General features: G+C 54.4%; 8 protein-coding genes and 1 CRISPR repeat array. Of the genes, 6 read left to right on the top strand and 2 right to left on the bottom strand.

All coding sequences use genetic code 11. The annotated features are described in order from the left end of the window. Nucleotides 1-45: 45 nt before the first annotated feature. Nucleotides 46-555: direct repeats of the CRISPR family, unit length 28 nt; unit sequence GTTCACTGCCGTACAGGCAGCTTAGAAA. A 330-nt stretch (nucleotides 556-885) separates the two neighbouring features. Genes cas1f through cas6f form a run of 6 tightly spaced genes read left to right on the top strand, consistent with a single transcriptional unit; the run spans nucleotide 886 to nucleotide 8,934 of the window. Beyond that, nucleotides 886-1,869 (top strand): type I-F CRISPR-associated endonuclease Cas1f, encoded by a 984-nt coding sequence (gene cas1f, locus IM295_RS11690; protein ID WP_193066723.1) that lies wholly within the window; start codon nucleotides 886-888, stop codon nucleotides 1,867-1,869. Further along, nucleotides 1,866-5,099, top strand: a complete 3,234-nt coding sequence (cas3f, locus tag IM295_RS11685; protein ID WP_193066722.1) for a type I-F CRISPR-associated helicase Cas3f — start codon at nucleotides 1,866-1,868, stop codon at nucleotides 5,097-5,099. Before cas1f ends, cas3f begins: the two co-directional genes overlap by 4 nt. A 16-nt stretch (nucleotides 5,100-5,115) precedes the next feature. Then, the gene (gene csy1, locus IM295_RS11680) at nucleotides 5,116-6,426 is read left to right on the top strand and encodes a type I-F CRISPR-associated protein Csy1 (protein ID WP_193066721.1); all 1,311 of its coding nucleotides are present in this window, start codon (nucleotides 5,116-5,118) and stop codon (nucleotides 6,424-6,426) included. Continuing rightward, complete coding sequence (gene csy2 / locus IM295_RS11675; RefSeq protein WP_049136595.1) at nucleotides 6,423-7,358, top strand: type I-F CRISPR-associated protein Csy2; 936 nt, start codon at nucleotides 6,423-6,425, stop codon at nucleotides 7,356-7,358. The genes csy1 and csy2 overlap by 4 nt, the downstream gene beginning before the upstream one ends. Nucleotides 7,359-7,371: 13 nt before the next feature. Beyond that, a complete protein-coding gene (gene csy3 / locus IM295_RS11670) occupies nucleotides 7,372-8,370 on the top strand; it encodes a type I-F CRISPR-associated protein Csy3 (RefSeq protein ID WP_069732552.1) in 999 nt (332 codons plus the stop codon). Nucleotides 8,371-8,379: 9 nt separating this feature from the next. Beyond that, nucleotides 8,380-8,934, top strand: coding sequence for a type I-F CRISPR-associated endoribonuclease Cas6/Csy4 (cas6f, locus tag IM295_RS11665; protein ID WP_193066720.1), 555 nt, complete (start codon nucleotides 8,380-8,382; stop codon nucleotides 8,932-8,934). A 22-nt stretch (nucleotides 8,935-8,956) separates the two neighbouring features. On the opposite strand, the gene IM295_RS11660 is transcribed toward cas6f, so the two are convergent. Further along, on the bottom strand, nucleotides 8,957-9,430 hold the full coding sequence (locus IM295_RS11660) for an RES family NAD+ phosphorylase (RefSeq protein ID WP_193066719.1): 474 nt from the start codon (nucleotides 9,428-9,430) through the stop codon (nucleotides 8,957-8,959). After that, on the bottom strand, nucleotides 9,427-9,870 hold the full coding sequence (locus tag IM295_RS11655; protein WP_045261776.1) for an antitoxin Xre/MbcA/ParS toxin-binding domain-containing protein: 444 nt from the start codon (nucleotides 9,868-9,870) through the stop codon (nucleotides 9,427-9,429). Before IM295_RS11655 ends, IM295_RS11660 begins: the two co-directional genes overlap by 4 nt. Nucleotides 9,871-10,127: the final 257 nt, after the last annotated feature.

Raw genomic sequence — 10,127 nt, 5'->3', positions numbered from 1 at the left:
GGCAGCTTAGAAAAGGACAACGTAATCAATGATTTTCCCCTGCTCGTTCACTGCCGTACAGGCAGCTTAGAAAAGCATCGAATCCAGCGGCGTGTTAGACGTGGCGTTCACTGCCGTACAGGCAGCTTAGAAATGTCATATCGCCAATACTGATTGATCGACTTTGTTCACTGCCGTACAGGCAGCTTAGAAAGTGAACAACATTGAGCTGAGGTTGCAGTTAATGTTCACTGCCGTACAGGCAGCTTAGAAAGTTCAATATCGCGTTCGATATCGCTGACATCGTGTTCACTGCCGTACAGGCAGCTTAGAAATCGAGCGTCATCGTTGGGGTTGATTTGGATTTGTTCACTGCCGTACAGGCAGCTTAGAAACGACGCGATTCAGGTCACCGGCACAAGTCAGTGTTCACTGCCGTACAGGCAGCTTAGAAACTGCGGAGCGGGGGGACCAACTTCTGAGGCGCGTTCACTGCCGTACAGGCAGCTTAGAAACGTGTCGGAAGAGGGACAGGGAAACGGGGCGTTGTTCACTGCCGTACAGTCAGCTTTGAAAGCCCCTCTGGGCTTTAATGCCGTGGAAATAGCGTTACTGTCCCATAGACAGTACAAGTAAACCCATTCCTCACAAATATTCATCTCGTCTATTTAAAACGAAATACCATCATCCACACGCTTTCCATTTGCAGATTAAATAAAAATCCCATTCAGGGGTTAATTATATTTCCGTGTATATATTATTTGTAAAAATAATACTTTTAAAAAAGGTTGTATTTTTGTTGAGTTATCACAGAAATTTCCATTCATTTGATATATATCACATTTGTATTTCTCTCATCTCCGATAACATATCCGCATTCATTACCTTGAAATAAAAGCCGTTGCTATGCCTGCAAACAGCGTTACCCCAACAGATTTAAAAACCATCCTGCATTCAAAACGCGCCAACATTTATTACCTGGAGAAATGCCGCATCCAGGTGAATGGTGGGCGTGTTGAATATGTCACCCAGGAAGGGAAAGAGTCTTTTTACTGGAATATTCCCATCGCGAATACCACGGCAGTGATGCTGGGAATGGGAACATCCGTTACGCAAATGGCAATGCGGGAGTTTGCCCGAGCTGGCGTGATGGTCGGTTTCTGTGGAACGGATGGCACACCGCTGTATTCTGCGAACGAGGTGGACATTGACGTCTCCTGGCTCAGCCCGCAAAGCGAATACCGTCCGACCGCATATTTACAAAACTGGGTCTCATTTTGGTTTGATGAAGAAAAACGTCTGCAGGCGGCAAAGCGGTTTCAATTTATCCGTTTACAGCAAATTGAAAAACAGTGGGAGAGGCTGCGAATACAGCGAGAAACGCCTTTTCAGCCTGATAAGGTCGTGCTGGAGGCTACTCTGGAGCGGGCCAGAACGGGTATGGAAAACGCACAGGATCACACCTCGCTGATGCTCCAGGAAGCGCAGCTAACAAAATCGCTCTACAAACTGACCAGCCAGACGGTGGGATATGGCACCTTTACCCGCGCCAAACGGGGAGGCGGGTCGGATATGGCCAACCGTTTTCTCGATCAGGGCAACTATCTGGCCTACGGGCTGGCGGCCGTCGCGGCATGGGTCACAGGCATTCCTCACGGCCTGGCGGTCATGCACGGAAAAACCCGACGCGGCGGGCTGGTTTTTGATATTGCCGATTTAATCAAAGACGCCCTCGTTATGCCGCAGGCCTTTATTGCGGCGATGGAGGGTGAGGATAATCAACAGTTTCGTCAGCGCTGCATCAACGCGTTTCAACAGTCTGATGCGCTGGATGTGATGATCGCCACCTTGCAGGACACCTCGCAATCGCTGGCAGGTGTCGCAAAATGAATGTGCTGATTATCTCTCGGTGTACCAAACGTGCGCGCGAGCAAAGCTGCCGGATTATCGATCAGTTTGCTGAGCGCACGGGTGATGCGGCGTGGCAGACGACGATTACGATGGAAGGCGTCGTCACGCTGCGCAAGCTGCTGCGTAAAACGGCCCGTCGTAACACCGCCGTGGCCTGCCACTGGCTGAAAAAAAACGGTCAAACCGAACTGCTGTGGATAGTCGGAAACATGCGTCGCTTTAACGCACAGGGGCGCGTGCCAACGAATCGCACGACGCTACAAGTTATTCGCAACGACGGTGAACACCGCTGGCAAAGCGCGGAAAGCATCGCCTTGCTGGCGGCGATCGCCGGGCTGTTTCATGATTTTGGTAAAGCGGGGATGTGCTTCCAGCAGACGCTTAAGGGGGAGAGTCAGCACGTTTGCCAGCCGTATCGCCATGAGTGGATCTCGGTTCGTCTGTTCGAGGCGTTTGTAGGTGAGCGTAGTGATGAACAGTGGCTGGCATCGTTAACGCAGCTTAAGGCCGCTGACGAAAAAGCCATGCTGAAAGCGCTGAAGATGGACAGCGCAGAGTGGAGCAATAGCCCGCTCGAAAAATTGCCCCCGGTGGCGAGGGTGGTGGCGTGGCTAATTCTATCGCACCACCGTTTACCTCAACCGCACCCGGCAAAGACCTCTTTACTCTACAGCGAAGGCTGGTTTGAGAAACAGCTGAATGCAGACTGGAACGCGCTTAATCATAAATCTACCGAAAAACATCAGTGGAAAGAGCGTGATTTTAAAAATGTCTGGAAACTCCCCCACGGAACGCCGCTAAAGAGTCAAACCTGGCGCGAGAAGGCCCGGCAAATTGGTAAACGCATCCGGAACCTGCCTGCGCTGCTTCACGCGGGATCGCTGGATAATCTCTTCACCCTCCATCTTGCCCGCGTGTCGCTGATGCTGGCCGATCACGTGTACTCCTCACAACCCGCTTATTCAGGATGGCAGGACGATGCCATCCCGTGCTGGGCCAACAGCGACCGCCAGTCCGGGCAGCTTAAGCAAAAACTGGATGAGCACAATGTCGGTGTCGCGCATCAGGCGCTATTGATGGGGCGTTCTCTTCCTGCGTTGCGCCGTTCATTGCCCGCCATCGCCCGGCATAAAACGTTTCGGGAAAGGGCGAAAGAAGAGCGTTTTGACTGGCAGAACAAGGCCTGGGATGTCGCCTCTTCCCTGCGCGAGAAAAGTGCAGAGCAGGGCTTCTTCGGCATCAATATGGCCTCGACCGGATGCGGTAAAACCTTTGCCAATGCCCGAATTATGTACGCGCTGGCAGATGAGCAGGCGGGATGTCGTTTCAGCGTGGCGCTGGGGTTACGCACGCTGACGCTGCAAACGGGGCAGGCTTTGCAGTCGCGCCTGGGGCTGGATGACGACACGCTGGCCGTGGTGACCGGTGCCGCAGCCGTGAAGGAGTTGTATCAGGGCAATGATACCGAAGATATCAGTAGCGCCAGCGACGAAGCGTTCTTCGCCAGCCATCATTACGTGCATTATGAAGGGGCGACCAGTAGCGGGATCGCGCAGCAATGGCTGGCGAAAGAACCGGCGCTAAACCGTCTGGTCAGTGCCCCGGTGCTGGTGACAACCATCGATCACCTGATGCCTGCCACGGAAGGCGTGCGCGGCGGCAGGCAGATCCCCGCCATGCTGCGCCTGCTGACCAGCGACCTGGTGCTTGACGAGCCTGATGATTTTGACGTTGATGATTTGCACGCCCTTTGTCGGCTGGTGAACTGGGCGGGCATGCTCGGCTCTCGCGTGCTGCTCTCCTCCGCAACGCTGCCCCCTGCATTAACGGAAGCGCTGTTTGAAGCCTATCGGGAAGGGCGTAAAGCCTGGCAGGCGGCGTGCGTTCAGTCGGACAGACCGACGAGTATCTGTTGCGCCTGGTTTGATGAATACGGCGCGCAGTCGCAGGATGTGGCCGAAGATGCCCAGTTTCGTCAGGCGCATGACGATTTTGTCAGGCAGCGGATTAAACGTCTGCCAGACCAGCCCCGGCTTCGCCTGGGGAAACTGGCTGCCGTGGAGCCACAGTCTTCAAGGTCGGCAGATGTCATCTCCGCGCTGGCACAGACGCTACACCAGCAAATTATCGCGCTGCACGACGATCATCACAGCACGCACAAAAGCGGCAAAACCGTGTCGTTTGGTCTGGTGAGGATGGCGAACATCAACCCGCTGGTTGCCGTCGCGCAGGCGCTGATGGCATTACCTTCTCCGGAGAATTACCGCATTCATTATTGCGTGTACCACAGCCAGCACCCGCTGGCGGTGCGTGCGGCGATTGAAAAACGACTCGATGCCGCGTTCGCGCGGCACAAACCGGAGCGGATCTGGCAGTTGCCTGACGTTAAGCAGGCGCTGACGTCACCGGAACAGCATCATCTCTTTGTCGTGCTCGGCACATCCGTTCTGGAAGTCGGGCGCGATTTTGATGCCGACTGGGGGATTATCGAGCCGAGTTCGATGCGTTCACTTATTCAGTTTGCGGGGCGTATTCAGCGGCATCGTCAGATCGTGCCTGAGAGCGAAAACCTTGTGATCCTGGAACGCAACGTTCGTGCGCTTCGCGGAGAAAAGATCGCCTACTGCCGACCCGGTTTTGAAACTGAACATCATCTTCTGCCTCACCACGATCTCAATGAGCTGCTCAGCGAAGAGGGCTATCGCACGCTGAATGCGATCCCGCGCATCGTTGAAAACCTGCCCGGCAATGCGCTGGCGACGCTGGAGCACGCCCGGTTGCGAGCCGCATTGTTGGATGGCGGCGAACGGTCAGATGCGGTTGCCGCGTCGTGGTGGCGGCTGCCGCTGACGTGGAACGGTGAGTTGCAGCGGCGGACGCCGTTTCGCCGCTCGTCGCCGCAGGACACTTTCTTTTTAAGCATGAAAGACGAAGGTGAGCAACCTGAGTTTTGCCTGATGCAGGAAAACGGGGTGTTAAAGCCTGCGGGACGGTTTTGCGAGAAGACCTTATCGATGGCTCACGGCGTAGAGCCGTGGATGGCGATTGATTATGGCGAGGTATTACAGGCGCTGGCCGAGACAAGACAGATGGAGCTGGCCGCGGTATCGCGACGGTATGGCGAAATCACATTGAGGATCAGCAGGGAGGAGGAGACAGAGCAATGGCTATTTCACCCGGTGTTGGGTGTGTTCAGGGAATATCGATAAGGAGCCAGGAGCGAGTATGTCAGTTGAAGCACTAAGCGTTTTCATCGCTGAGTACATTGCCGGACGACGGCAAACAAAGCTGGAAGCATTTGATAAAGAGGCCGCAAAGCGCAGCGATACAGATAGCGCAACGCTTGCGGCAGAACGCCGGGATCTGGAGCTTCGCTATGAACCGAAAGCCTGGCTGACGGATGCCGCGAAGCGAGCCGGACAAATTAACCTCGTGACCCATGCGGCGAAATTTACCCACGGGGATTCAAAAAGCAGCAGTATCTACAGCGAGGCAGTGGCGCTGGAAGGGTATCTCAGCACCGCTGCGTTGTCAGGTCTGGAACCGGATGCCGTGGGAAACGCCGCGGCGCTGGACGTCGCGAAATTACTGCAAACGCGGGTTGAAGGCGGTGACTCCCTTCTGGCAAGCCTGAAACGTGGCGATCGCGCTGCGCTGGCCGCTTTTACCGATGACGCAAACCAACTGGATGAATGGATTGCGGGATTTTCCCGTGCCTTAACGCCCGGAGAGCCCGCTTCACACAAGCTGGCTAAACAGGGCTATTTCCCGGTAGGTGAAAATTACCATCTGCTGAGCCCGTTATTTGCCACCTCGCTTGTTCACGCCATGCATCAGAAAATGATTGCCTTCCGTTTTGGCGACGATGTTAAAGCCATCTGGAAAGCGCGCCGGGAGAAAACCTGGCATCCCACTCCGCTGACGCTTTTCCCGGATTCAGCGGAAATACACTTTGGTGGCACCAAACCGCAAAACATTTCCTATCTCAACAGTGTCCGCGGCGGGCGTAGCTGGCTGCTTGCCTGTCAGCCGCCGCAGTGGAAAAGAGCAGACAAGCCGCCGACGACGTTACGTTCTATTTTCACTTCAGGTGGTCAGTTTGATCGACGTGCAAACAGCACTGTTCAACTGCTTGTGTCTTTACTGACCAGAACCGGTGATTACACCAACGTCCGTATTCGCGAAGCGCGTGATAAATACATTGATGCGCTTATCGATCTGCTGTTTGTGGTGGCGTCAGAACTACAGCGTGATACGTGGCAAAACTGGACGCTCTCGTGCGACCGATTAGTCACTCATCAACAACTCTGGCTCGATCCCTGGCGCACCAAAACCGATGAGGCTTTTCGGCTCGAGCGGGATATAGACGACTGGCAGGTTAGCGTCGCGACAGATTTTGCCCTGTGGCTTAACGCGCGTCTGAGCAAGGCGTTGAAGGACCTGGGGTATGTGGAACAGCGTGAATGGCAAACCCGTGAGCGTTTACGCAATAACCTGCGTGAGATGGAAAAAAGTATCCGGGAGGCGCTGAAATGAGTTCCTTGATCCTGCTTCGCCGTATCAGCGTCGAAAACGCCAACGCGATTGCTGGCCTGACTTACGGTTTCCCCGCCATTACCCATTTCCTGGGATTTGCCCATGCGCTGTCGCGCAGGTTGACCGAAACGCACGGGCTGCGCATTGATGGCTGTGCCGTGGTCAGCCACGAACAACAGATCCATGCTCACACGTCTGGCCGCGATTATCAGTTTGCCCTGACCCGCAATCCGCTTACACGGGACGCGAAAACGGCCTCCTTTAACGAAGAGGGGCGCATGCATATGACGGTTTCGCTGCTGCTCGAGTGTCACGGGGAAATCCCCAACGGTGAATACGGGCAGCGCGATCTGGCCGAGTTTCTGTCTCAGGTGTGCCCTACGCTCCGGCTGGCCGGAGGAATCATCGTGGATATCCAGAATATTTCCGTTATGGCGATGCCTGCCAGCGCTCAGGAGATGGGCCGATTACAGTGGCAACTGATGCCGGGCTTTGCTTTACGCGACCGAAGTAGCTGGCTGGGCGAACATCATCAAATGCTTCTTGAAAACGATCCTAACGCCACGCTGCTTGACGCCTGGCTGGATTTTGCTGCGCTAAAAATACAGGCCGAAACGCCGGAAGACGGCAACATACGCGAAGGTGAACCGGCCAACTGGCATGTTGTTCCCAAACCCAATTCCGGTTATCTGGTGCCATTAATGACCGGCTACCAGCGTATCTCTGAACTCTACGCCCCCGGCGTCGTGGCAAACGCGCGCGATGCAGAAACGCCCTTTGCATTTACCGAAGCGGTGTATGGCGTGGGCGAGTGGTGCGGTCTGCACCGTATTCGGTCACTGGACGAGATTTTCTGGCGTTATCGCACGACGGAAACAGGCTACTACTGTCAGGGCGCGGGCGCGCCAGTGACAACTGAACATCTTAATTAAAAAGGACTTATCTATGGCAAAGGCTCCAACGGCCGTTAAAACGGCATCCGTACTGGCATTTGAACGTAAGCTGGCAACCTCGGATGCGGTGATGTATTCCGGAAGCTGGCAGGGCAAGCAGTGGCAACCGATCCGTATACAGGAAAAAGCGGTCCGCGGTACGATTTCGAACCGCCTGAAAAATGCCCTGACCAACGATCCGGCTAAACTGGATGCCGAGATCCAGAAAGCGAACCTGCAGCGTGTGGATGTGGCGGCGCTTCCTGCCGATGCAGACACCCTGAAGGTGAAGTTTACCCTACGCGTGCTGGGTAACCTGTCGACGCCATCAGTGTGTAACGATCGCGCCTATCAGGATGAACTTCAGCAGGTTATCGACGGCTATATCATTGAACACGGTTTTGCAGAACTGGCGCGCCGCTATGCAACTAACCTGGCGAACGGACGTTTTTTATGGCGTAACCGCGTCGGTGCAGAAAAAATTATCGTGACCGTGACGGGCAGTAAGTCGTGGACGTTTGATGCGTACAGTTATGCGCTGCGAGATTTTTCTGCCAGCGACGAGAGCCTAAACGCACTGGCCCAGGAAATCGAAAAAGGGCTTAGCGGCGAAGGTTTTGTGCTGTTGAACGTCGAAGCGCAGGTGCTACTCGGTGCCGGACAGGAGATCTTCCCGTCGCAGGAACTGGTGCTGGACAGCAACAGCAGCAAGAGCCGCCTGTTGTATCAGGTAGACAGCGTTGCGGGCATGCATTCGCAGAAAATCGGTAATGCCATTCGAACTATCGATACCTGGCACCCTCAGGTAGATGCGCTGGGCGCTATTGCCGTTGAGCCGTACGGCTCAGTCACCAGTCGCGGTGTGGCTTGTCGTCAGCCAAAAGAGAAAATGGACTTCTATACCTTGCTGGACAACTGGGTGACGAAGGGCCAAAAGCCTGACGTTGAACAGCAGCATTATGTGATGGCCGTGCTGATCCGCGGCGGCGTCTTCGGTGAGAAGGGCGAGTAAGGAGTGGTTATGGATCACTATCTAGAGATCCGCGTCCTGCCCGACCCGGAGTTCAGCGAGGAGATGCTGATGGCCGCGCTGATGGCTAAACTGCATCGTGCGCTGGGACAGCGGGGGCTGGGGGATATTGGTATCAGCTTCCCTGCACATGGCATAAAGCCCGGCGCGATGTTACGCCTGCACGGTTCGCAACAGGCGTTAAGCGAGCTCGACTCCCTGGCATGGCGAAAGGGACTAAGCGATTACTGCCTGTGCACGGCGATACAACCCGTTCCAGAGTTAAAGCAATGGCGATGCGTGTCCCGTGTGCAGGTGAAAAGCAGCGCGCAGCGGCTTATGCGCCGTTCGGTAAAAAAAGGATGGATCACTGAGGAAGAGGCGCAGCAGCGCCTATTAAAAATGGAAGAGGCGCGGACTGATTTGCCCTGGCTTAATTTACGTAGCCTCTCTACAGGTCAGTCTTTCAGGCTTTTTATTCGTCATGGTGAGTTGCTTCCTGCACCCGTGGATGGACGCTTTTCAACCTACGGGATGAGCGCGACAGCGACAGTTCCCTGGTTCTGAGAAAACACAGCCGCATCAGCGTTCAGGGTGCGGTTTTTTCTGCGAGACGGGTATCAAAAATAAAGGGCATCTGCTGAACAGAACTGAGCGCCGTGTGGAATGCGGGATGTAAGGGGTTAAGGATGGCATTGTTTTCATATGGAATGATGCAGGAAGGTAAGATGAGGGCGAGGGCACTGTTAGCCTGTAACCATCCGGTTCCCAGATCCATCGTCGATATCGGTGCCGGATTTTCCTGCCAGTCCTCGGGGAGCCAGGCTTTATCCAGGTAATCAATCTGGTCATCCGGGATATCAATGCTGAAAAGCTGGTACTGATTCAACACGATATCTTTTCTGACGTGCACCAAAATCTCCAGTGAGGCCAGCGAGATGGACGTGGACACATATACGGCGGGATGCCCTTTATGATTCCAGCGACCGCCGTACTGATTTGCTCCGCTTCCACTCCACGCTTCGCTGGCGTAGCGTCCCGTCACCAGCCGATAAAAAATCATGCAAACACTCCGTGTTCCAGACGACCAATCAAATCGGTGACTTCCAGTGCACCGGTTTCCGTAGCGATCAGGTCAACAGGCGCAACATTGCCAAGCCCGCGCACCGGCGACTGAAGCCAGTTCCATGCTTCTTCTTTACTGCCAAAATAGTCGACGGCCGCATCCAGCACCCGAACAAAACGGGCTACGCGTTCGCTCTCATCCGGCGTCAGCGTCCGTCCCGCGCTTTTGCGGCGGGCCACGTTACGTTCGTTAATCCCGGTAACGCGTAAAATGTCCGCTTTCGACATGGCCGTCCATTCATGAATATTGTCGAGTACGCTGACGGGCAATCCCTGGTTGAGAAATTCTATCAGCCGCATACCTCTGTTCGCGGGTAAACCGGCGTAGCGCCAAAGTGCGTTATCAGCAGGTTTCTTGGCGGGGATCCAGGTTCTCATGTTACCTCCTGATTACTGTCATTTGTCATGGTTAAGTATAGCCATTTGTCAGATGGAGTGGAATGGGGATTTTTTGTGCAGGGTGGTTTGTGAGAAGAACGATGTTTTGACCCTAATTTTTAACGGTTGTGTAATTTATTGATTTTAAATGAGTATTTTTGGTGGATAAAAAAGAGGGTCAGAGAAGGTTTTTTAGCTTTTTTTGTATGCAAATCAGAAGGGTGTGGAGATATTATTTCAGTGCACTGCCGTACAGG

The organism is Enterobacter cloacae complex sp. P14RS, from assembly GCF_014895895.1.
GTDB lineage: Bacteria > Pseudomonadota > Gammaproteobacteria > Enterobacterales > Enterobacteriaceae > Enterobacter > Enterobacter bugandensis.
This window is presented reverse-complemented; position numbering and strand designations above follow the sequence as displayed.

What these genes read in the sequence shown, in the direction of transcription:
- IM295_RS11655 (WP_045261776.1), bottom strand. Translation starts at nt 9,870, where the DNA reads ATGAGAACCTGGATCCCCGCCAAGAAACCTGCTGATAACGCACTTTGG.
- cas3f (WP_193066722.1), top strand. Translation starts at nt 1,866, where the DNA reads ATGAATGTGCTGATTATCTCTCGGTGTACCAAACGTGCGCGCGAGCAA.
- cas1f (WP_193066723.1), top strand. Translation starts at nt 886, where the DNA reads ATGCCTGCAAACAGCGTTACCCCAACAGATTTAAAAACCATCCTGCAT.
- csy1 (WP_193066721.1), top strand. Translation starts at nt 5,116, where the DNA reads ATGTCAGTTGAAGCACTAAGCGTTTTCATCGCTGAGTACATTGCCGGA.
- IM295_RS11660 (WP_193066719.1), bottom strand. Translation starts at nt 9,430, where the DNA reads ATGATTTTTTATCGGCTGGTGACGGGACGCTACGCCAGCGAAGCGTGG.
- cas6f (WP_193066720.1), top strand. Translation starts at nt 8,380, where the DNA reads ATGGATCACTATCTAGAGATCCGCGTCCTGCCCGACCCGGAGTTCAGC.
- csy3 (WP_069732552.1), top strand. Translation starts at nt 7,372, where the DNA reads ATGGCAAAGGCTCCAACGGCCGTTAAAACGGCATCCGTACTGGCATTT.
- csy2 (WP_049136595.1), top strand. Translation starts at nt 6,423, where the DNA reads ATGAGTTCCTTGATCCTGCTTCGCCGTATCAGCGTCGAAAACGCCAAC.